The organism is Pedobacter sp. SAFR-022 (assembly GCF_051965375.1).
Classification (GTDB): Bacteria; Bacteroidota; Bacteroidia; order Sphingobacteriales; family Sphingobacteriaceae; genus Pedobacter.
Genome location: NZ_JBQCME010000004.1, coordinates 1 through 19,326 on the forward strand (window position 1 = coordinate 1; position 19,326 = coordinate 19,326).

General features: G+C 43.8%; 16 protein-coding genes and 1 rRNA gene. 6 read left to right on the forward strand and 11 right to left on the reverse strand.

Annotation, left to right across the window (positions count from 1 at the left end):
• The first annotated feature begins 165 nt into the window (after positions 1–165).
• Positions 166–277: ribosomal RNA gene (gene rrf, locus ACTHQF_RS10575) — 5S ribosomal RNA — on the forward strand.
• Positions 278–599: 322 nt separating this feature from the next.
• The gene (locus ACTHQF_RS10580; protein WP_440430184.1) at positions 600–1,580 is read left to right on the forward strand and encodes an acyl-ACP desaturase; all 981 of its coding nucleotides are present in this window, start codon (positions 600–602) and stop codon (positions 1,578–1,580) included.
• A gap of 46 nt (positions 1,581–1,626) precedes the next feature.
• On the opposite strand, the gene ACTHQF_RS10585 is transcribed toward ACTHQF_RS10580, so the two are convergent.
• The 11 genes from ACTHQF_RS10585 to ACTHQF_RS10635 all read right to left on the reverse strand — a co-directional run bounded on the left by ACTHQF_RS10585 (position 1,627) and on the right by ACTHQF_RS10635 (position 15,346).
• Complete coding sequence (locus ACTHQF_RS10585; protein ID WP_440430185.1) at positions 1,627–2,184, reverse strand: WcaF family extracellular polysaccharide biosynthesis acetyltransferase; 558 nt, start codon at positions 2,182–2,184, stop codon at positions 1,627–1,629.
• Complete coding sequence (xrtY, locus tag ACTHQF_RS10590; protein ID WP_440430186.1) at positions 2,150–3,598, reverse strand: exosortase Y; 1,449 nt, start codon at positions 3,596–3,598, stop codon at positions 2,150–2,152. The genes ACTHQF_RS10585 and xrtY overlap by 35 nt, the downstream gene beginning before the upstream one ends.
• Positions 3,599–3,665: 67 nt before the next feature.
• Positions 3,666–4,907 (reverse strand): XrtY-associated glycosyltransferase XYAG1, encoded by a 1,242-nt coding sequence (locus tag ACTHQF_RS10595; RefSeq protein ID WP_440430187.1) that lies wholly within the window; start codon positions 4,905–4,907, stop codon positions 3,666–3,668.
• A 28-nt stretch (positions 4,908–4,935) separates the two neighbouring features.
• The gene (locus ACTHQF_RS10600; RefSeq protein ID WP_440430188.1) at positions 4,936–6,390 is read right to left on the reverse strand and encodes an exosortase Y-associated Wzy-like protein; all 1,455 of its coding nucleotides are present in this window, start codon (positions 6,388–6,390) and stop codon (positions 4,936–4,938) included.
• Positions 6,377–7,480 (reverse strand): glycosyltransferase family 4 protein, encoded by a 1,104-nt coding sequence (locus ACTHQF_RS10605; protein ID WP_440430189.1) that lies wholly within the window; start codon positions 7,478–7,480, stop codon positions 6,377–6,379. Before ACTHQF_RS10605 ends, ACTHQF_RS10600 begins: the two co-directional genes overlap by 14 nt.
• Complete coding sequence (locus tag ACTHQF_RS10610) at positions 7,462–8,757, reverse strand: glycosyltransferase (RefSeq protein WP_440430190.1); 1,296 nt, start codon at positions 8,755–8,757, stop codon at positions 7,462–7,464. The genes ACTHQF_RS10605 and ACTHQF_RS10610 overlap by 19 nt, the downstream gene beginning before the upstream one ends.
• The gene (locus ACTHQF_RS10615) at positions 8,754–9,989 is read right to left on the reverse strand and encodes a glycosyltransferase family protein (RefSeq protein ID WP_440430191.1); all 1,236 of its coding nucleotides are present in this window, start codon (positions 9,987–9,989) and stop codon (positions 8,754–8,756) included. Before ACTHQF_RS10615 ends, ACTHQF_RS10610 begins: the two co-directional genes overlap by 4 nt.
• A 48-nt stretch (positions 9,990–10,037) precedes the next feature.
• On the reverse strand, positions 10,038–11,132 hold the full coding sequence (locus tag ACTHQF_RS10620) for a glycosyltransferase (protein ID WP_440430192.1): 1,095 nt from the start codon (positions 11,130–11,132) through the stop codon (positions 10,038–10,040).
• Positions 11,129–12,262: a glycosyltransferase family 4 protein gene (locus ACTHQF_RS10625; protein WP_440430193.1), complete on the reverse strand. Its 1,134-nt coding sequence runs from the start codon at positions 12,260–12,262 to the stop codon at positions 11,129–11,131. The genes ACTHQF_RS10620 and ACTHQF_RS10625 overlap by 4 nt, the downstream gene beginning before the upstream one ends.
• A gap of 1 nt (position 12,263) precedes the next feature.
• The gene (locus tag ACTHQF_RS10630) at positions 12,264–14,642 is read right to left on the reverse strand and encodes a GumC family protein (protein WP_440430194.1); all 2,379 of its coding nucleotides are present in this window, start codon (positions 14,640–14,642) and stop codon (positions 12,264–12,266) included.
• On the reverse strand, positions 14,642–15,346 hold the full coding sequence (locus tag ACTHQF_RS10635; RefSeq protein ID WP_440430195.1) for a polysaccharide biosynthesis/export family protein: 705 nt from the start codon (positions 15,344–15,346) through the stop codon (positions 14,642–14,644). The genes ACTHQF_RS10630 and ACTHQF_RS10635 overlap by 1 nt, the downstream gene beginning before the upstream one ends.
• Before the next feature lie 177 nt (positions 15,347–15,523).
• Between ACTHQF_RS10635 and ACTHQF_RS10640 the strand changes: the two genes are divergently transcribed.
• The 4 genes from ACTHQF_RS10640 (at position 15,524) to ACTHQF_RS10655 (ending at position 18,966) form a co-directional block, all read left to right on the forward strand.
• Positions 15,524–16,267, forward strand: a complete 744-nt coding sequence (locus ACTHQF_RS10640) for a glycosyltransferase family 2 protein (RefSeq protein ID WP_440430196.1) — start codon at positions 15,524–15,526, stop codon at positions 16,265–16,267.
• Between the two features lie 92 nt (positions 16,268–16,359).
• Positions 16,360–17,367: a type I glyceraldehyde-3-phosphate dehydrogenase gene (gene gap, locus ACTHQF_RS10645; RefSeq protein ID WP_440430197.1), complete on the forward strand. Its 1,008-nt coding sequence runs from the start codon at positions 16,360–16,362 to the stop codon at positions 17,365–17,367.
• Positions 17,345–17,776 carry a GNAT family N-acetyltransferase gene (locus tag ACTHQF_RS10650; protein ID WP_440430198.1) on the forward strand — a complete coding sequence of 144 codons (432 nt, stop codon included), beginning with the start codon at positions 17,345–17,347 and terminating at the stop codon, positions 17,774–17,776. The genes gap and ACTHQF_RS10650 overlap by 23 nt, the downstream gene beginning before the upstream one ends.
• Positions 17,773–18,966, forward strand: a complete 1,194-nt coding sequence (locus ACTHQF_RS10655) for a phosphoglycerate kinase (RefSeq protein WP_440430199.1) — start codon at positions 17,773–17,775, stop codon at positions 18,964–18,966. Before ACTHQF_RS10650 ends, ACTHQF_RS10655 begins: the two co-directional genes overlap by 4 nt.
• Positions 18,967–19,326 lie beyond the last annotated feature (360 nt).

Below are 19,326 nucleotides of genomic sequence, written 5' to 3' on the forward strand. Positions count from 1 at the left end.
AAAGCTGGTGACAGCATAGTCGAGTAATACTAATCATCCGAAGCTTTCAAAAGCAGAATACTGTTGTTTGTTCTTCAAAACTAACTTCTTTCAATAATATGTCATTGTTATAAGATTGAAACATAAAATATCGAGAGATAGAATCTTAAATAACATTAAAAATATTTAGGTGCCTATATCGGTGGTGTCCACCTCTTCCCATTCCGAACAGAGAAGTTAAGCCCACCAGAGCCGATGGTACTGCGGTAACACGTGGGAGAGTAGGTCGGTGCCAAATCTTAAAGAAAGCCTGTAAGTTAAACCTTGCAGGCTTTTCTTGTTTATACGGGTTTTGCTAAAATTAGCTATTGAGTTCACAGTTCCGATCTAAACATCTACCGGTGATCAGCGCATAATTATCACGGGCTATTCCTAAAATATTCAGATTTATTCTATCTGTTATTCGGAAATATTTCATTTAACAAATAATCTTTGGAAATCAGGGCATGTTATTTGCTTTTTCTTCATTATACAAGCAGAAAACCGGTTTTTGTGATTCCGGTTCTTCTCAGATAGGCAGATATTTGTTTATCTTTACACACAAATAAATTAGATATATAATGAGGTTTTTTGTAGAAAGAAGAAGGGAAGTAATGTTACATATCGAGAACTATATGCTCGAAGTAATGGACACTTACCTGAAACCAATTGATACAAACTGGCAGCCTTCAGATTTTCTGCCTGATTCTACGAGTGAGACTTTTTTCCAGGATTTGAAGTACTTGCGTGAGAACGCAGAAGGACTTTCTTACGATCTTGTTGCTGTTCTTATCGGCGATACCATTACAGAAGAGGCTTTGCCTACATATGAGTCCTGGCTATCCATGGTAGACGGTGTAAACAGGGACGAACAAGGTGGTTGGATGAAATGGGTTAGACATTGGACTGCCGAAGAAAACCGTCATGGTGATCTTCTAAATAAATATTTGTATTTATCGGGCAGGGTTGATATGCGTCAAATGGAGATCTCTACGCAGTATCTTATTGCAGACGGTTTTGATATCGGCACCGGAAACGATCCATATCGTAACTTCATCTATACAAGCTTCCAGGAACTTGCTACTAATATTTCACATAGACGCGTAGCTTCCTTAGCTAAGCAGAATGGTGATACCTCATTATCTAAGATGTGTGGTGTAATTGCTTCAGATGAGGCCCGCCATGCCAAAGCCTATAAAGATTTCATGAGCAAGATCTTCGCGGTTGATCCCAACGAAGCAATGCTGGCCTTTGAGGATATGATGCGTCATAAGATCGTTATGCCTGCACACTTCCTACGAGAAATGGGACTGAAGATCGGTCAGACTTTTGGTCACTTTACAGATGCCGCACAACGACTTGGCGTTTATACTGCCGTTGACTATGTGGAGATTATGCAGCAGTTGATCGAAGAGTGGAAGGTTGAGAGTATGGTTGACCTGAATGAGGCTGGTGAAAAGGCTAGAGATTACTTGATGGCTTTGCCGAACCGCTTACTTCGCGTGGCTGAACGTATGAAAAATCCATCAATGGAATATAAATTTAGCTGGATACACTCCTAATTTGTAGTTATCCATCCAGCCTAAACTTACTTTCCCAGTACCTTCTTTATTCGTTGGTAAATCTCCGAATTCTGACCTTTAGTGCAGGGTTGCCCTGATAAACAACATACGCATCCAGATTTTTAACTGCAGTTGAACCTGCAGTTAAAACTGCATGTGATGCAGCCCTTACTCCTGGGGTAACTAACGATTTTGCACCAATCCATACCCCATCTTCTAACACGATCGGCTTTGTGACCAAATCAAAGGTGCTTGATTTATAGTCGTGATTTCCAGTCATCAGCATTGCTTGTTGCGAGATGCACACATTTTTCCCGATACATACAAAATCAAGGTTGTCTATATAACAATCAGCCAACCAGGAATGATCTCCCAATTGTAGTTTCCAGGGATAGCGGATGTGAATGCCGGGTTTGATACGCACATCCTTCCCGATCTCGGCTCCGAATACCCTCAGAATTCCCACCAGAATACTACTAAATGGAACAAGCCCGGATTTAAAGCATAGTACATGAACGAGGTACCAGCAGTAAACCTTGGTACTTGATGCGCCGACTTTGAATTCCTTTTTATTGAATTTCTTCCTTAATGTTGTGTTCGACATGGCTGTTCGTATTAGGCTTAGCGTTCGTCCATGCATAAAGTATTATTACGACAATCAGGTAAATGCTAATGTTAAACATGGTATGGTGATCTATCCAGCTGTTTTTGCAGCTAGGTTTCCAGTAGATGCTGATTAGTACTAGTCTGGCAATATTGGTCGCCTGAATCATCATTAAACCGCTTATTAACATATAGAGCCTGCTTGCCAATCGCTTGGGATAGCTTATCACAAAAGCTGCGAAGAAGCTCATGATTCCATAACCGAGGCAACTATAAACCAGCTTGAACCCGCTAAAACCGATTACCCTCAGACTCAGTTCCGTCAGCTTAGTGCGGAAACCCAATATATCGAGCAGCGAGGCAGTTGTTTGAAGGGTAAATGCACGCCATTGCTGTATGTAGTTTGCGTGCTGCTCTAACCCAGGTACATAAATTCCATCTGGAGTTGTTAGTCCGATGAATAAAATATTGAAGCCATAAAGAATAAAGAATGATAGCAGGAATTTAATGATGAAAATACCCTCAGCCGGTAAGCTGACCTTCCGTGGTTTGATATTCTCCGCTTTTAGAATTTCCTCAATCTTGAGGTCAACGATTAAGCGAAACCAGAATCCTTGCAGGAAGTGAAAGATTATACCGGTACGTCCATCGAGAAACCCGCATTGGATGGTCATACGATAGCTGAAATACAGCAGGGGACGAAGGAACCTCGGTAGCTTCCACCACAGCATTTTTAAAATGGCCTTTCGCTCATCGGGGTTTCCTAACAACCTCGGTTTTAGGACCTGCGATCTAATCTTCATCATTCGATCTACCTCTTCCCGTGCAAGCAGGTCGCTATAACGGCCGTGCTTATCCAACCAGAACTGTATTTTACTTTCTTTAAGGTTCTCTTCAATGAGATAGCCTCGCTTCCATATTATGGTCTTGCCTGGTACAAGGAAGCGATGATCCATGTTTTCATTCAGGTCAGAGCAGCCCAGGCTTCGACGGAACATTTTGAGCATGTAGAGGGGATAGTAGCCACCATGACGTATCCACCTGCCTTGGTAATAGTTCTTCCGGTTGAAATAGATGCCATTTAAGTCAGGATCTTCGTCCGGATCGAAGTGTTCGAGCAGGTTCAGGAGTTCTGGGGAGAGTACCTGATCTGCATCAAGGGCCACAATCCAGGGCGTCGTAATTTCAAAGCAATGGAGTGCTTTATTCCATTGTTTGGGATGATTTTCAAATGGATGATATTGAAAGGTTGCTCCGTGAGCAAGGGAAACGTTCAAGGTGTTGTCGGTACTTCCAGAATCAAGGATAAACACTTCCGCTCCAAGGGGTCTGATGGACTCCAGTAGCCGGCCGATGTGCATTTCATCGTTGAACGATAATATTAAGAAAGAGAAAGCCGGGCTTGCTTTGAACATATTTAGTTGATTAGGTTTAGGGCAACTTCAAGACCTGAGCCTAAGGATGTTGCTGATCAGACTAGTTCTAATTCATCCTTGATAAGACCTTTTTATATAAGCTTAGGTAGTTTTCCATAATATCGGCGGTATTGAAATCTTTTCTGATTTGTTGGGGCGCCATGCATTTTATCCTTGACCGTTTGTCCTGATCGAGGTTTATGAGCGATAGCGTGCTTGCAATTTCCTTAGGTTCAGCTTTGCAAATCCAGCCTAGATCTGCTTCCTGAATGTAGTGTGCTAATCCGACCTGGTCTGAAAGCAATACGGATGTACCGGCAAGGAGGGCTTCAAGTACGACATTCCCGAAATTTTCATTGCTGGAGGTAAGGGTCAGCAGGTCATGCCTGTTCAGGAGTTCAAACTTGTCTACATCTTCTACCTGTCCTATCCAGCTGATGTTACTGCTGATCTTCAGGCTTCCTGATAGTTGTTTCAAGTAACGCAGGTAAGCGGCTTTGCCCATTCCTGCAATCGTAAGAGTCCATGGGAAATTCGTGATTGCCAGCGCTTCAAATAAAACTTCCAAACCTTTCTTAGGATCTATTCTGGAAAGAAAAATTAGCCTCAGTTGCTGCTCGTTCGGCTTTGATATAACGATTTCCGGGATCCTTTTGGTTAAGCCATTAATCGGGTTGCTAAAGGATTGGCAACGGTTTTCTACAGTGTCGAAGGTGAGGAGGTTTGGGATGATGCTGATATTGCCTGTCGGAAGGTATTGCAGCAGGTTCTTTGCTTCCAATGCCGTTGTTGCATGTAAATGTGCAGTCTGAAGGAGCAGGCGGCCGACTATGGAATGGACCAGATACTTAGCTGCTTTATGCCTGAATGATAGGGTGTAAGGCGTGATCATCCCCCTTGGCGATATTACCATGGGCATGCGATGGCATACCGCGAGTGCCGCAGAGAGTATAGCCACAAGGTTCCACCAGGAATGAATGTGGATGATCAGCTCTTGTTTATTTCGTCTTACGCTTTGTAGAAAGCGGTGTAGTGCAAAGAGGAGCGCTGGGGAGAAGTGTGTGTGATCCTTGCTGAGTCTGGAGTAATAATAAACATCAACACCATCAACATTCTGTTTGACTCCTGATTTAAAGTCTAATTCCCTGTTGCCGTTTGCAGTTGTTGTAAATACAAGAGCTTCAATTTTAGCACTCGGGACATTTGCGGCTTCGCAGAGCATGGCAATTGATCGTGTAGGTCCACCATAACAATAAGCGGGTTTATATGATGGTGTAATGTGCAGCACGGTAATTCTTTTGTTCAGCATCTTGAATAATTTAACAACTCAGCTATTATTAGGAGATCTTTGTATGATGATTGTAGCTGGGTATCAGCAAGCCCAGATACCTAAGGATATTGAAGATTATGAGCATCAGGATGCATCCATAGAGGATGTTATTCAGAATGAACTCAAAGTTGTTACCCCGCCATAACTGCTGAAACATTCCATTGAAAACGACGATGCAACCACCTTCATAGCCACCGAAAAGTCGTTCAGCCATATTGCACAAAGCCTGGCAGATACTACCATAGCAGATCATCGTGATTAAAATTCCAAGCAATCCAGCGCTGAGATAGCCATCTACAACGGTTCTCGTTTTTGCGGATGCATCCGAGTTGTTGCTTATTACACCGGCATCATAAACACGTTCCATCGATTTCTCCTCGGTATTAGGTTTTGAGGGCCAAAGTGCGCGGGGAATTAGCGCGTACAGCGCGTTCTGCAGGATTTCTGTATGGTAGAAAGGCCGGTGTTCAGGTACATGGGATACATATTTGCTAAACATATTGATTTCACTAAATCTGTTGGTCAGGAAGTCCCAGCTGTTCTGCTTCACTGCTTCCTGATGCTGATCTTCAACCATCTGGCTGTAAGCGTAGTTTGCTGCTTTTTCTATCGGTAGCTCAGCTTGCCAGGATTCTGCGCGGATGGTATTGGTCCAGATGGGCAGAAAATAGATGAAAACCAGGAGTAAGGGGAGGCCGAATCCGACGACAATGGATCTGTAATAAGGGTAAAGAATGAATGCCATTAAGATCAGATGAACAAAGAGGGCTTCCTTGTAGCCGGAATAAACTGCTTGATACAAAGTGAAACAAAAGAAGCAAATGCCGCATGCAGTAATTTTTGGTAGATGTTGTCGCAGGCCTATCAGGATCATGATTCCGGCAAGGAAGCTTGGAACCGGCGCCAGGAGTACTGAAAATTGATTCAGCGCCGCAAAAAAGGAGAGGCAATACACTGCCGATAGTATTACCACCAGGATCGGAATTAAGTGTTCTTTGATATCCGGGATCCAGATATAGGCAGCTGGGTTCCTTGGTTTCATTGCTATGATCATCCCCAGCACAAGGGAGGCATGCGCAAAAACGTACAACCTTTGACAATAGGCTAGCTGCAGGGTATGCTCGTTGACATTAAAGCCATCGTTTTGTATAGCTGACCAGAAGTAAAAACCTAGATGATCAAGAAAGTAAAATATTGAACTTACTGACATTAAACCTGCAAAGACCACTTGAATAAGAATCATGGGGCGCATGACCTGTATGCCTGCTGGAAGGTCTGAAGCCAGCGTTTTTACAGGGCCACGTAAGGAATAGAAAAAGATAAAGAACGAGCCGAGCCAGGCAAGTGCATAGGAGCACAAGGGGTTATGGCTGATGATGCAGGATAGGGCCCAGGGAAAATACAAGGGCAAGATCGTCTTCAGTTTATACGTCGCAAGGCCTTGATAATTAAGATATCCCATATATGGCTTCTATTTGATGTTGGAAGTTCCAGTACTTTATCCTTTCACTTGAGGCCTGTCCCATGTGCTCCAGTGTCCTTTTACTTGCGAGCATGATCTGCAGTTTAATGGTGAGGTCCCTAAGATCGCCGCTGGTAAATATCCGGCCATTGTTGTCATCGATCAGGTCCGCTGCTCCGCCTACCTTGTCTGAAGATAGGATTGCTTTTCCGGCAGCCATTGCCTCGTTTATCGCGAGTCCCCAACTCTCACCAGGACCGCTGGAGGGGATGCAGAATAGGTCGCAGGATTGATAAATTACTGGCATTCGTTGTTGGTTTTGAAAAGAGAGAAAGTGTATGCAAGCCTGGTTTGGAAGTACCAAAACATCTTTCTTTAAGGAATCTTCCAGGATTCCATTGCCCACAAAAAGCAGGTGTGCACCTGGAGGCGTAAGGCTTCCAAAGGCTTCTAGTAGCATTTCGGGTCTCTTTTTCGGAATCAGCTTGCCTGCAAAGAGTACTAATACCTCCGTGTTGGCGATACCCAGTGATGTTCTCAGTTTGACTGCCTGCAGTTGTCGGTTGGCAGCAAATCGCGTATTATCGACAGCATGCCGGGCGTAAATCAGTTGCTTACTTTTTAATCCGTAGTGTTCAAAGTAAGCCTTGTTGTTACTGCCAACATATAGCGCAAAATCAATCCTGGTATATACTTTTCTTAATAGGTATGACTTCAAAATCGAACGCCAAGGGCTTATCGGGTCCAAAATCGTAGAATCTCCTCTAAACAATACAGTGATCCTTTTGCTAAAATGCAGGATGATTTTCATGTGGCTTGTGTACGCCCAGCCGTATATCAAGATTGCTGTTGGACAGTAATCGTTAATGTCTTTTAACCGATGGCTGAAAAGATGCTCGTAGCCCTGCAGCATTGGGATATCCCAGTTGATGTTACGCCCGAAACCTTCATCAAACTTGTTTCCTGTAGCTATTGGAGCATAAAACACCTTTATATCCTGCTGTTGAGCCATCACCTGGAACAGGGGCGCATAGTATTGCACAGGGTGCTGACAGATTATGGCTAGCTTGCTTATTTTTGGAGTTTGCATACCTGGTTAAATAGTTGGGTTTGAAGCCGGGTTAAATGTTCTGACGTAAATTCCCTGAGCTCTGGAATTGAAATCTCTGTCGTAGATGCAGGTAGCGTCATAGCATTTTGCAAATACGCTTTGATACCTTGCACGATCTGCAAGTCGTCCTGATCTAAGCTGACGATCTTTACCTGAGAAAGTCCCGTCAGCAAGGAAGTGGTAGCAGAGGCTCGGTGGACAACAGCGAGTATTGGTCTTTGCGCCAGCAGGTATGGGAAGATTTTACTTGCCGTGTATTCGGCTTGCACTGAACCTGGAATAAACAACAAACTAGCCTTTCGAAGTGTATTCAGGCTATGATAATAGGGCAGACGATCTGTAGATTCGCTAAAAATATGGTTTAGGCCCTGTTTTTCAACTTCATTCTTAAGGGTTGATTTTCCTGTACCGTTAGCTGCATAGCTTGTCCCAAAGAGCCGGACCCGTAAGTTCTTAAATAGATCAGGATCCGATTGCAGACCCAAATCGATGGCCTGAAAGAGATGCTTAAAAGCCGGAAGAAGGTCATAGCCTCCACGGCCAACGTAAACCAGATGGAAGTTATTACCCTTACTCACAACAGCTGAATGCGCTTTGGCATTCTTCTTTGCAATTTCTAAGTCCATACGGTGCAATCCGAAAGGAATAACAACCGCAGGTACGTGTTTTAACCAGGGATATCTTTTCTGCAGCGTGGTGATGTAGCTGGAGGAGACGCTGATGATACCATCAGCAGCGCGCATTGCGATAGGCTCTAAAAATTTATTCAGCTGATAGGAAAACCAGAACTTCTTTGGGCGTTCCTGCTTCGGGCGATGTTTGTAATAGTCCGTATGCCAGGGATCCTGCAAATCAAACAAAATCTTAACTTTGAACTTCGACTTCCATCGGGCTGCAAGAACCAGAACTGGAAACTGGGTTGTGGAAAAGAAGATGATATCATAGTGCTTCTCCCGCAAAAGTTTGTTCGCGGCAAAAAGGTAATATAACATCGACCGGAGTGCAATGCTGCCAAGCCCAAGTTTTGATGTCCAGCGTTTATTCAAAGCTTTTACATAGTGAATCACCGTACCCTTCGGTAAGCTTTGCATCAATAGATTATCCGTTATAAAATCGGTATAACATGGGTATACCGCCAGGACTTCAGCATCCCAGCCATATTGTGCATAATAGGGCATGCTGGTCCTAATCCTATGAATGTCTGCTGCATTGATGGGAGCGAAATATGGCGAGATAATTAGCAGTTGCTTGTTCAATTGATGGTTTGTCTAATTTTGTTGATGAAATGCTGGCTTTCCCGGTCCCAGTTCAAGGTATGTTGCCCAAGCAGGAAGTTCGCTCGCTTGGTATGCCGCAGTTCCACATCATTATCTATATAGTACTGAATGGCCTGACCTAAGTCAACGGCGCAATCCTTTTTGTAACATATTCCGATTTGTGGGTATTGATCGTAAAATGTTTTCTGAGCCTTGGTGTCACTTAGCAGTACCGCCAGTCCAGCCTGTATGTAGGTGAATAACTTGTTGCTTAATGCAGCATCGTTGTTTGTGCAGTGTCCAGGCTCCGATGCTAACCCAATGTCGAACTTGCAGCAATACCGGAACAACCTACCTGGAGGTACAGGGGGATGAAAATGCAGTTTAGTTGGAGGTATACCATGCGTTGCTGCAAGATCAACGATTTGTTTGAGGTATCCGGTCCGGGGTTCCCCGAGCAAGTGTAACTCATAGCGTGGTGTTTTCAGGTATTTGAGTGCTTCAATGATCAGTTCAATGCCCCGGTTCGGTCCGATGGTTTGTGAGAACCAGAAAAGCTTTAATGTTTTTGGGCCATCAGGCAGCTCCTTTTTAAATGGCAGTGGCTCTAAGGGTAAAAGATTCCTCAGCACCATTGGCTGATATTGATAATGCGATTTATATAAGTCAGCTATTGCCGTACTACTTGTGCTGAAATAATCCAGCTGGGGAATGTAGCGGTCTTCCAGCATGACTTTGAGTTGGCGGATTAAACTTGAGGGGTTGGCCTCTGTTTCACCACGATGGTAGTCTTCAGCATCAAAGCCGGCCACTGCCTGCTGCGCCCTGGAAGCTTCAACTGCTGCCGGAAGAGCGGCTAAATTATGCGCAAGATAGAAATCGCCGATCGTTTTCTTAGCCGCTTGTACTAAGGGGAAAGTAGCCCTTGAGAGCGCATAAACTCCCACCTTGTTGTTCGAAGAAATTCTGGATAGGCAAAAGGCAAGTTTTTGAATTAACTTTGAAGTCATGTATGTTAACGGACTTTCTGTAGGGGAACCACCTACACGAATGATTTTCCATTTTCGTCCTTGCATGATGGCAACATCTGCAAGGCTGGCCCATTTATTCCAATAGCAGCAGAGTACGGTGACACGATACCCCTGAGCAGTTAAGCAATCCGCCTCTTTCACGAGCCGGGGATTTGTTGCAGGTTGACCACTAGTGATCAACACAATATGTTTGTAATACATAGATCCGCTTTGTAGTTTGGTTATCTTGTGGTTATTGTGATTTGACCTTTAATGGTGTGATTCTGCTAAAGCTAGGTACTGACCGGTAATCACAGAGATGTCGAACTTTGCCATGGCAGTATACCGGCAGTCTAGACGATTTATTCGTTGAAGCTTCTGGATGGCACTGCACATTTCGCCGGCGCCATTTACAATAAAGCCTGTTTCGCCTGGGGTCACAACTTCTGGTACGGAGCCTCTGTTAAAGGCGATCACCGGTGTACCGCATGCCATGGCCTCGATCATTACGATGCCGAAAGGTTCATCCCAATCTATGGGAAACAGCAATGCGGCTGATCTAGCCAGGTAATGGTTTTTCTGCTGGTCGTCAAGTTCACCGAGATAGATGATTTGAATACCGTCAATATGCTTGGCAATTTGGTTTTGAAAGTAGCGGATTGCATCTAGACTATCCGGAATATTTCCGGCGATCCACAACTCTCTGTTGGTGGTTTTAGCGACCTCGATGGCTATGTGTACACCTTTGATTTGCTCTAGTCTACCTAGGAACATTAGCGGCGCATCATCATCAACCGTATAGCTGGGCTCGTATTTAGAAAAGTCCACTGCGTTGTAGATTGTTCGCCAGTTGTTGAACTTGCTGGAACTAGTTGATATACTGCCATGGTTCTGCATGTTTAAATCTTTGGAGAAGCCGCGGTTTTGATCGCTGCAGGCAGTAAACCAGAAGTTTTTCGGGCTCATTAGGCGGAGCAGCTTGATGTTCCTCAGGGTAATTTTCCGCTGGTAGCTCATAATTTTTACAACTCGCTGTTGTAGCATCGGCAATAGGTAGAGCAGTCTGCCGAAGTTGTGTATTACATCATATCTGCCCTTAGCTGGAGTATGGTATATTCTATTTTCGATTATATGCTTCCAGACGTAAAGGACTTCTTTCCAGATCACCCATTTTGAACGATTGAGTTTGTTCGCTCCAAAATGGATGGTTTTTCCAGTGCAGCTGGAACCAGGACCGGCCAGTAAAGTGACCGCATGTCCACTGGCTTGATAGGCATTCGCCAGTAGGTACACAATGCGTTCTATACCGCCATATTTGACAGGGGGCACGGGTATTCCAGGATCCATGATGATGAGAATGTTCATGTCTTTACTTGCTTAGATGTGTTTATCCGGTTTAATAATTCCTCGACCTCAGCTGTATATTTTGAAAATGAAAATCGCCGGGTTACACGATCCTGCTGAAGGGTAGCTGCAGTATCATTGTACGTTTGTGTAAGATGCTTTCGTAGCGCAGCGGTTAGCTCCAGTTTGGAACCAGGATCTATAAGGGTGGCAAGTGCACCCTCCATGACAGCATCCATGGTACCGTCTTTATTGCCTGCAATGATGCTACTGCCGCAAGCTGCTGCCTCCAGGAAAACCAACCCAAAGCCTTCTTTACTGCTGGGCAGCACGAAGGTGTCCGCTAGTAGATGATGATCTGTGAGTTCTTCTTGGGTAATAAACCCTGGCATTATGACGACCCCCGTAAGTTGTAAAGCATCTACTTTCGAACGAAGACGTTGCTGCTCTGCCGCAGAGGGCCGCCCCGCCAGAATATATATCGTGCTTGGAAACTGTTCCAGTAGCGTCGGAAGGATCTCGAGCACCAGATCATAGCCCTTATCGTGTTCATAGCGATCTAATCTGGTTAGGGTAAGCAATACCTGGTGGTGTTGCTTCAGGCCATAGCGATCTAGCAGATAGCCTGGCTTATCAAAATGGGGTGGCACCTGGAAGAAGGGGTCAAGGCAGTTATTCAATACTTGTATCCTATTTAGGCTAACCTGATGTTTTGTCACAAACATCTTTTTTGTAAACCTGCTCACTGCCCAAACCTCGGTCTTTCGGTTTATGAAGCGGGCTTTCCAACGCGGCATCTTGCCCCAGACTTCTTTTCCATGTGCAAGTAGAACTATCCTTGTACGCGGCCAAAGGCGTTTGATTAACCAGGCTATGGGTAGCAAATTGGCATGGCCAAGCAAAACGACTTCGCTTGAAGCTGCATGCCGTAAAGCGTAAGCACAGAATCGCAAGCGCTGGTATGAAAAGCCTTTAAATGCACTTGCAGGTACATATTTGTCGTTGGAATTGTGCGGGCTATCACACAGTGAAAGCACCTGAAATAACCCAGCTTTCTTCATTTGAATATCATGAAGGGCTCTGGCCATCGATCTGCAGACCATCTGTACACCACCGGTTTGGCTGAATGTTGCGAGTGTAAGAAAAAGCATATCAGTTCGTTTTTGACTTGATCCTGTGCCACCATTTCTTCCTGCCAGTACCTTCTAGATAGCCCTGTAAGGTTTCTGGTATTTCTGAATCTTTGTAGCGGTTGTAGCTGTAGTACGGGCTATGCAGCTTGTCCTGATTAAACGCGTTTAGTACGATGTGAAAGTTCTTCAAGCCCAGTTCCTGTGAAAGTCGTTCAGGCACTTTCGCAGCATGATACCTGGACACGCCCGCGCGGATGATGAACAAGTTTACATCAGCAGCTTTGATCATTGGCATAGCATCTGATACCAATCCGATCGGCGCAGAGTCTATAATTATGAAGTCGTAAGTTAATTTGATCGTTGCCAGCAGGTTTGACATGCGCTGCCCATATAGTAATTCTGAGGGATTAGGTGGCACAGGTCCGCCGCTGATAAAGGAGAGTGTGTCTGAGTGCTGGATGATGATTTCTGCTATCTCGGCTTGATTGGATAGGTAGTTGCTGAGTCCAAGCTGATTATCCGCATTAAATGCACGATGTAGAATTGATTTTCTAAGGTCCGCGGCAATTACAATTACACGTTTGTCAATCAGGGAAAGTGCGTGCGCCAGGTTCAAGGCATTAAAGGATTTACCTTCACCGGATGTTTCTGAAGTGATACAAATGACTTTTCTTTGGACATCAGGTGCCAGAAAGCTGATGTTACTACGAAAGGAACGGACAGATTCTGCAAACATGGTATCGCCGTATGGCAAGAGAAGCTTTTCCGCGGAAGGCAGTGCGGCAGGATATTTCCGGATGATGCCAATGATCGGGATGTCTGTGAGCTGCGCCAGCGTTTCACGGTCGAATATGTATGGGTTTAATGCCCGGACAAGGAAGATTAACATAATTCCAGCAAGTAAACCAAGCAAAACCGCCATCTTATAGACATTGCGATCTATAGGTGCAATCGGTTTGAACTGGGCGGTCGCTTTATTGACAATTGTCGCGGCTGGTGTGATGGAGGCCCGACTTATCTGTGCTTCTAACTTTTTTTGGTTGAGATAGGCGTATACTTTTTGATTAACTTCAAATGTAGATTGTAGGTTGACAAAATCTTTTTCCGCGTTCGGCAGCCGAGTTAAGTCGGAGCCGTTCCTCGCAAGCTGTTTTTGCAAGAACAACTTCGCTTCCGTATTCTTTTGCTGTTGGGCCTCCAGGTTGCTTATCAGCGATTGCCGAATAATCCTAAGCTGCGCTTCCGTATCTGCCACCGTTTCTGAACCGGCCTTATAGGTACCCAGTTGACCTTGTTTTTTTAACAATAGCGCATTAAACTGGGTTAGGAGGTTACTGAGGAAGGGGTCTTTAAGATCCTGAAGATCAAAGCTGATCATAGCAGATTGGTCCTTTGAAGCCAGTTGTTTAACAAGCAGGTTTGTTTTTAGTGATTGAAAATCAAGATCAGCCTTCTGCCGTTCTGATGTCTCCAATCGTTCCAAAGCCTGGTTTGTAACGCTTGAAACATTTATCATTTTTGAACTCGTCTTAAACCGCTCCAATGCTGTTCCGGATGTGCCAACTACTTGCGCTAATCTGTGCTGTAGGGTATCAATAAACGAGATTGTCTGATTAGCGGATTGCGTCTTTTGTCGCTGATCATAATTGATATAGGATTTTAGGGTAGCATTTAATATGTCTGCCGCAAAGGCAGGATTTTTATCGGTCTGGGTAAAACTTAGGATATTGGTGTTTTTGTTTTCTGTCATCGCCAGTCCATTGTTAATCCTGGTTAGTAACTCATCTGGACTGTTGAAATGTAAGTTGTAGTGAACGCCAATTTGTGAGGGTTTAAACCGATCTGTTATCATGAATTCGACATTCCCGATTGCTAAGGTTCTATTGATCCTGTAGGTCCTTTTAAAATGCTTGTCATGGTGTCGAAAAGTCAAAACAAAGCGGTCGCTTTCAGTTGGTGTAACACGGTAATCACGTATTGACAGATCTCCTTCATGGGACTTCAGAACAATAACTTTAAAGGGAATCAAGGGATACAGTTCAATATGATTGATATAACCCTGTTTGTAAAAGGCTAAAGGATAGTTCAAGCTCGAGGCCGCATTCAGCAGGACTTCACGGGAGCGAATGACAAATTGCTCCGACTGTAACTTGTTGCTTCTTTCATAGACGTTTCTAACATTAATCAGCTCTGATATTTCCGACCGCTTTTCTTCAAACTTTAATGTTGCCTCCGTTGCGTATGATTTAGGTGTTAAGTTCAGGTAAATATAGCTCAGGGTCAAGCCTAACAGTACCATTGCAAGGAGCCAATACCAACGACTATAAATAATCGTAAATATTCGCCTGTAGCTGAACCTCAGGGTATTCTCATGCCATATCTTTCCTCCAGCTTCCATTATTTCGATAAGTTAATAATCAGTAGTATGGTGTTAAGCAGTACAAAACCGATTTGGAAAAAGGTCGTATATGCCTGTGCATTGTGCGCCTTTAAAGCCGCTGACCGGGGCTCCACATAGATGATATCTCTTGATTTCAGCCTTAGCTTTTGATCTTTTAAAAAGGCATAATTCGCCAGATCTACGATGATAACTTCCGGGTTTATCCGGTCCCCTCGGATGATCTTGACCAGATGTTTGTTTGCAATAGGCGTTAAACCACCTGCTTCTCCCAGTAAATCGATAAGCTCGTAATCTTCCCTGTTGATGATGTATTTCCCTTGTTTAGCTACTTCGCCGAGTAGCACCACGTACAGGTTGTTTATTCTTACGTCGATCAAGGGTTTTTTCAATTCCTTTTCTTTGTACTTAAGCTCAATCAACTCCGCAGCCTGCACCCGGTTTAACCCAGCTACCATCACCTTCCCAATTAAAGGCAGATTGATTTCACCAGATGCATTTACTTTGAAGGTGGCGTAGCTGTCGTTTTTTAGATCGTTCCTCAGGTTCTCCTTTCTAACTAGAATTGTAATGTCCTGCAAGTCCACAATAGCAAGTTCGTCCTCGGGTTTGATCAGGTTATAGTAATCCTCCGGACTGGGAGTAATTGGAACTACATAAGCTTTTCTGCTGGTATCTGCATCAAATGGTGTCTTGAGTATCACGTCCCGATTGACAAACCCACATGATGTTAGTAATGGCAAGAGAAGACAAATAATGCAAGTGACCTGGTAAGGTTGAGCGTGTTTTGATTGCATACTATTTGGTTAGTAATATAATACAATGTAAAAATATTATTTAATAAAAAACTATATTACATAGAAATTAATATTTTAACCGATATGAAAGTAAGTTTGATTACTGTTGTATTCAATTGTGAAGACTTTATTGAACAATGTATCCAGTCGGTACTTGCTCAAGATTACCAGGAATTAGAGTACATTATCATAGACGGAAAGTCTTCCGACCGTACGCCGTTGATCATTAAAAAATATGAAGATCAAGTCTCACACTATGTGTCAGAGCCTGATACCGGTATGTATCATGCCTTAAACAAAGGCATTGCCTGGGCAACTGGCGAATTGGTAGGCGTTCTAAATGCTGATGATTATCTCGCTGGTCCCACAGTTATTTCGCAAATGGTACTTTTTCTTAGCCGGCATAATGCCGATGCGGTTTATGGCAATCTGAATTACGTGAATCGACATAATACCAGGATTATCGATAGAAAATGGCGTTCAAATGCATTAAGCCGGCTAGATTTAAAGCTTGGTTGGATGCCTGCACATCCGACTTTATTTATTAGAAAAATATACTTCATGCGCTATGGAGGATACTCGCTTCAGCTCGGCACTGCGGCAGATTACGATCTCGTACTCAGATTTTTCTTTAAACATCGGCTAAGGGCTGTTTTCCTGGATCAGCTCATTGTGCATATGAGAACGGGTGGAATGAGCAACCGGAATGTACGAAATGTGCTGAGCGCAATTGGGAACGACTATCGGGCAATGGTTTACAATCAACTGCCATTTCCGGCTGCTGCCCTAGTTTTTAAGAAGCTTAGGAAGCTTAAACAATTCATCTAATTATCTTCTTATCGTTAATAATACAGAAAACCACCCGTACAAAGAGATGAATAGGAGAAAATGGGGTAATTTTACCACCTAGAATTTTGAATATGAATATCTCAATAAATGGTTTCGGCAGAATCGGACGCAACTTCCTGCGAGCTGCAATTGAACGTAACCTGAATGTTGTTGCAATTAATGACCTTACCGATCCCGCCACTTTAGCGCATCTTTTTAAATATGACACCGTACACCGTGGCTTCAAGGGGGAGGTTACTTATGATGACCAAGCCATAATTATAAACGATAAACGAATCCTGATCTTTGCGGAAAAAAATCCTGAGCAGCTGCCCTGGAAAGCCCTGCAAATTGATCTCGTGATAGAATCGACCGGGAAGTTCACGAACCAGGCCGGCGCTACACGTCACCTCAAGGCAGGGGCAAAACAGGTGATCATATCTGCGCCTGCATCCGATAAAGATATTCCTATGGTTGTACTAGGGGTGAATGACCACCTGGTGGATCTGCAGTCTCCGGTACTTTCAAACGCTTCATGTACTACAAACAATGTTGCCCCGATGATCAAGATCCTTGACGATAATTGGGGCATCTTAGACGGCTACATCACCACCATCCATTCCATGACCGGTGACCAAAGTTTGCATGACGCTCCGCATAAAGACCTCAGGAGAGCTAGGGCAGCTTCAGCATCGATTATTCCAACGACTACCGGAGCAGCGAAGGCAATCACAAACATTTTTCCGCACCTTGACGGTAAGCTGGGCGGGGCGGGTGTGCGCGTTCCTGTTTTAAATGGTTCATTGACAGACCTCACCTGCATACTTAAAAGCCCAACAACAATAGAAGCAATAAATGCTGCTTTCAAACAGGCTGCAGCTAATGAGCTAAAGCATATTATGGAATATACAGAAGATCCCATTGTATCGGTAGATATTCTTGATAATACGCATTCATGTATCTTTGATGCACAGTTAACCTCTATCGTAGGTGACCTGGTTAAGGTTGTTGGCTGGTATGATAATGAGTCTGGATACTCCGCCAGACTGGTTGATCTCATCCAAAAAATCGAAGAGTATGATAAAGTTTATCAAAGCTGAGAAAACACTTCCGCTGAGGAGTAAAGTGTTGAAAGGGAACATGCCTTTCGAACAATGCATTTTCCCGACAGATCACCATGGCTTCCACCTCGGCTATTTCCTAGATGAAAATATCGTCACAGTTGCTACGATTTTCGAGGAAGATTTCCCAGCCCTTGGGCCAGGCGGCTATCGCCTAAGAGGTATGGCAACTGAACCACAGCATGCCGGCAAAGGATATGGCGCTGCGGTAATAAAGTTTGCAATAGATGAATTGAAAAAGCGGGGTGCTGCTTATATTTGGTGCAACGCCAGGAGTTCGGCACTAGGTTTTTACCGGAAACTGAACTTCGAGATCCTCTCAGAAGAAAATGAGCTCTCCGGAATTGGAGCACATTATAATATGTCACTACAACTAAACAACATATGAATACAGTAGATCAATGTAATTTTAAAGATAAAAAGGCACTAGTAAGGGTCGATTTTAATGTTCCTTTGGATAAGGACTACAATATTACCGATGATAAAAGGATGCGCGCTGCTTTGCCAACCATCCACAAGATCATCAATGATGGTGGTTCCGTGATTCTGATGTCGCACTTAGGGCGTCCAAAAGGTGGACCTGAAGAGAAATATTCGCTTAAACATATTTTAGGTGACCTTTCGAGGATGCTGGATATCGAAGTTAAATTTGCAGATGATTGTATTGGTGAACAGGCTGTAAACAAAGCTAAAAACCTTAGCCCTGGACAAGTGTTGCTTTTAGAGAACCTCAGATTTTACAAGGAAGAGGAGAAAGGTGAACGTGCCTTCGCTGAAAAGCTTGCGAAGCTTGGAAATGTTTATGTAAATGATGCATTCGGAACAGCACACCGTGCACACGCTTCAACTGCGATTGTTGCGGAGTTTTTCCCTACAGCGAAGTATTTCGGTTACTTAATGGCTGAAGAGCTAAAAAATGCGGAGAAAGTTAATGAAGGTGCAGATAAACCATTTACTGCAATAATGGGCGGTGCAAAGGTTTCTGACAAGATCCTACTTATTGAGAGCTTGCTGAACAAAGTGGATAACTTGATTATCGGCGGTGGAATGGCTTACACCTTTGCAAAAGCACAAGGTGGTGAAATTGGTACCTCGCTGCTGGAAGAAGACCTAATGCCGCTTTGTCTTGAACTTGTTGATAAAGCTAAAAGTAAAGGTGTTAACCTGATCCTGCCGATCGACACAGTTATTGCTGATAAATTTGATAACAATGCTGCCAAAGATACTGTGGACTCCGGACAAATTCCTGCAGAATGGATGGGCCTTGATATTGGTCCAAAGACCGTAGCACTTTTTACGGAAACCATCAAGAATTCTAAGACGCTACTTTGGAATGGTCCAATGGGCGTGTTTGAGATGGATAACTTCGCTGTCGGAACTCGCGCTATCGCTGATGCCGTTGTTGCTGCAACGAAAGAAAATGCCGCTTTCTCGCTTATCGGAGGCGGTGATTCTGCTGCTGCAATCGCGAAGTTCGGTCTTGAAGATCAGGTTAGTTTCGTATCAACCGGTGGTGGTGCACTTCTGGAATATATGGAAGGAAAAGAATTGCCAGGTGTTAAAGCGATAAATGCATAACGAACACCGCTAAGAAGACTTCATTAAATGCACAAGCCCGACGATTTCGCCGGGCTTTTTTTGTGCAATTCTGAGAATCTTTGTGTGTGAACATCTGTGATTAGAAAAAACTATGCCAGTTCCTGATTACTTGGACAAGAATTCGCAATTATACGTTTTGTTTCTATTAAATAGATAGGCAGAAAACGCCACGATGTTCATAACTGAAACGATAAAATCATGTTCAATGGTTAATGATCTAAACTATCTGAAGATCACTTCAATATCAGCGCCTCATCAGCTGCAATTTTTTGTTTTTGCATCCTAACAATAAACTTACAGTAGTTGTTGTATTCGTTATATTGTTTGTAATTTCGTTGC

What these genes read in the sequence shown, in the direction of transcription:
- ACTHQF_RS10580 (WP_440430184.1), top strand. Translation starts at nt 600, where the DNA reads ATGAGGTTTTTTGTAGAAAGAAGAAGGGAAGTAATGTTACATATCGAG.
- ACTHQF_RS10585 (WP_440430185.1), bottom strand. Translation starts at nt 2,184, where the DNA reads ATGTCGAACACAACATTAAGGAAGAAATTCAATAAAAAGGAATTCAAA.
- xrtY (WP_440430186.1), bottom strand. Translation starts at nt 3,598, where the DNA reads ATGTTCAAAGCAAGCCCGGCTTTCTCTTTCTTAATATTATCGTTCAAC.
- ACTHQF_RS10595 (WP_440430187.1), bottom strand. Translation starts at nt 4,907, where the DNA reads ATGCTGAACAAAAGAATTACCGTGCTGCACATTACACCATCATATAAA.
- ACTHQF_RS10600 (WP_440430188.1), bottom strand. Translation starts at nt 6,390, where the DNA reads ATGGGATATCTTAATTATCAAGGCCTTGCGACGTATAAACTGAAGACG.
- ACTHQF_RS10605 (WP_440430189.1), bottom strand. Translation starts at nt 7,480, where the DNA reads ATGCAAACTCCAAAAATAAGCAAGCTAGCCATAATCTGTCAGCACCCT.
- ACTHQF_RS10615 (WP_440430191.1), bottom strand. Translation starts at nt 9,989, where the DNA reads ATGTATTACAAACATATTGTGTTGATCACTAGTGGTCAACCTGCAACA.
- ACTHQF_RS10620 (WP_440430192.1), bottom strand. Translation starts at nt 11,132, where the DNA reads ATGAACATTCTCATCATCATGGATCCTGGAATACCCGTGCCCCCTGTC.
- ACTHQF_RS10625 (WP_440430193.1), bottom strand. Translation starts at nt 12,262, where the DNA reads ATGCTTTTTCTTACACTCGCAACATTCAGCCAAACCGGTGGTGTACAG.
- ACTHQF_RS10630 (WP_440430194.1), bottom strand. Translation starts at nt 14,642, where the DNA reads ATGGAAGCTGGAGGAAAGATATGGCATGAGAATACCCTGAGGTTCAGC.
- ACTHQF_RS10640 (WP_440430196.1), top strand. Translation starts at nt 15,524, where the DNA reads ATGAAAGTAAGTTTGATTACTGTTGTATTCAATTGTGAAGACTTTATT.
- gap (WP_440430197.1), top strand. Translation starts at nt 16,360, where the DNA reads ATGAATATCTCAATAAATGGTTTCGGCAGAATCGGACGCAACTTCCTG.
- ACTHQF_RS10650 (WP_440430198.1), top strand. Translation starts at nt 17,345, where the DNA reads ATGATAAAGTTTATCAAAGCTGAGAAAACACTTCCGCTGAGGAGTAAA.
- ACTHQF_RS10655 (WP_440430199.1), top strand. Translation starts at nt 17,773, where the DNA reads ATGAATACAGTAGATCAATGTAATTTTAAAGATAAAAAGGCACTAGTA.